The sequence below is a fragment of the Pseudoalteromonas sp. TB25 genome, from assembly GCF_000497995.1.
Classification (GTDB): Bacteria; Pseudomonadota; Gammaproteobacteria; order Enterobacterales; family Alteromonadaceae; genus Pseudoalteromonas; species Pseudoalteromonas distincta.
This window is the reverse complement of sequence record NZ_AUTI01000434.1, coordinates 1-2,448: the sequence shown is the minus strand read 5'-3', so window position 1 is coordinate 2,448 and position 2,448 is coordinate 1. Positions and strand designations below refer to the sequence as shown.

Here is a 2,448-nt window from a genome sequence, read left to right as displayed (position 1 = left end):
TACTGAGTTCGGCATGGAATCAGGTGGGTCCAAAACGCTATTGTCACCAAGCAAATTTGGGCGTTAATTCGTATCTCTACGCACTAACTGAATTTGGAAAATATCTGATAATATTTTTTAAGTCTTTCTTAAGTAATATCTACTTTAGTTATATTAACTTCTGTCTAAACTGTCGCATAAAACGCGTTTGGCGTTGTATGGTTAAGCCTCACGGGTAATTAGTACAAGTTAGCTTAATGGCTCACACCACTTCCACATCTTGCCTATCAACGTTGTAGTCTTCAACGGCCCTTCAGAGACTTTAAAAGTCTAGTGAGAACTCATCTCGAGGCCTGCTTCGCGCTTAGATGCTTTCAGCGCTTATCAGTTCCGAACGTAGCTACCGGGCAATGCCATTGGCATGACAACCCGAACACCAGCGGTTCGTTCACTCCGGTCCTCTCGTACTAGGAGCAACCCCTCTCAATTCTCAAACGCCCACGGCAGATAGGGACCGAACTGTCTCACGACGTTCTAAACCCAGCTCGCGTACCACTTTAAATGGCGAACAGCCATACCCTTGGGACCGACTTCAGCCCCAGGATGTGATGAGCCGACATCGAGGTGCCAAACACCGCCGTCGATATGAACTCTTGGGCGGTATCAGCCTGTTATCCCCGGAGTACCTTTTATCCGTTGAGCGATGGCCCTTCCATTCAGAACCACCGGATCACTATGACCTACTTTCGTACCTGCTCGACGTGTCTGTCTCGCAGTTAAGCTGGCTTCTACCATTACACTAACCGTACGATGTCCGACCGTACTTAGCCAACCTTCGTGCTCCTCCGTTACTCTTTAGGAGGAGACCGCCCCAGTCAAACTACCCACCAGGCACTGTCCGTAACCCCGATTCAGGGGCCAACGTTAGAACATCAAAACTACAAGGGTGGTATTTCAAGGACGACTCCACAACAACTAGCGTCGCTGCTTCAAAGTCTCCCACCTATCCTACACATGTAGGTTCAATGTTCAGTGCCAAGCTGTAGTAAAGGTTCACGGGGTCTTTCCGTCTAGCCGCGGGTACACAGCATCTTCACTGCGATTTCAATTTCACTGAGTCTCGGGTGGAGACAGCGTGGCCATGGTTACACCATTCGTGCAGGTCGGAACTTACCCGACAAGGAATTTCGCTACCTTAGGACCGTTATAGTTACGGCCGCCGTTTACCGGGGCTTCGATCAAGAGCTTCTCCCTAAGGATAACCCCATCAATTAACCTTCCGGCACCGGGCAGGTGTCACACCGTATACGTCATCTTGCGATTTTGCACAGTGCTGTGTTTTTAATAAACAGTCCCAGCCACCTGGTCACTGCGGCTCCCGTCCGCTTAGAGAGCAAGTCTCATCACAGATAGGAGCGTACCTTCTCCCGAAGTTACGGTACGATTTTGCCTAGTTCCTTCACCCGAGTTCTCTCAAGCGCCTTAGTATTCTCTACCTGACCACCTGTGTCGGTTTGGGGTACGATTCCATATAATCTGAAGCTTAGAGGCTTTTCCTGGAAGTATGGCATCAACAACTTCATCACCTTAGTGACTCGTCTCGTGTCTCAGTCTTAATAGCAACCCGGATTTACCTAAGTCGCCAACCTACTCACTTTCACATGGACTACCAACGCCATGCTTGTTTAGCCTGCTCCGTCCCCCCATCGCAATTATATCGAGTACAGAAATATTAATCTGTTTCCCATCGACTACGCCTTTCGGCCTCGCCTTAGGGGTCGACTTACCCTACCCTGATTAACATGGGATAGGAACCCTTGGTCTTCCGGCGTGGGAGTTTTTCACTCCCATTATCGTTACTCATGTCAGCATTCGCACTTCTGATACGTCCAGCATACCTCCCGGTACACCTTCAACCGCTTACAGAACGCTCCCCTACCACTCAGAATAAATTCTGAATCCGCAGCTTCGGTGCATAGTTTAGCCCCGTTACATCTTCCGCGCAGACCGACTCGACCAGTGAGCTATTACGCTTTCTTTAAAGGATGGCTGCTTCTAAGCCAACCTCCTGGCTGTCTGGGCCTTTCCACATCGTTTCCCACTTAACTATGACTTTGGGACCTTAGCTGGCGGTCTGGGTTGTTTCCCTCTTCACGACGGACGTTAGCACCCGCCGTGTGTCTCCCGGATATTACTTTACGGTATTCGGAGTTTGCAAAGGGTTGGTAAGTCGGGATGACCCCCTAGCCTTAACAGTGCTCTACCCCCGTAAGTATTCGTCCGAGGCTCTACCTAAATAGATTTCGGGGAGAACCAGCTATCTCCCGGTTTGATTAGCCTTTCACTCCTAGCCACAGGTCATCCCCTAACTTTTCAACGTTAGTGGGTTCGGTCCTCCAGTTGATGTTACTCAACCTTCAACCTGCCCATGGCTAGATCACCGGGTTTCGGGTCTATACCTTGCAACTA

General features: G+C 49.7%; 1 rRNA gene. It reads right to left on the bottom strand.

Annotated features, from left to right (window positions below):
* Window positions 1-197 precede the first annotated feature (197 nt).
* A 23S ribosomal RNA gene (locus L652_RS0121115) occupies window positions 198-2,448 on the bottom strand; the annotation flags it as partial.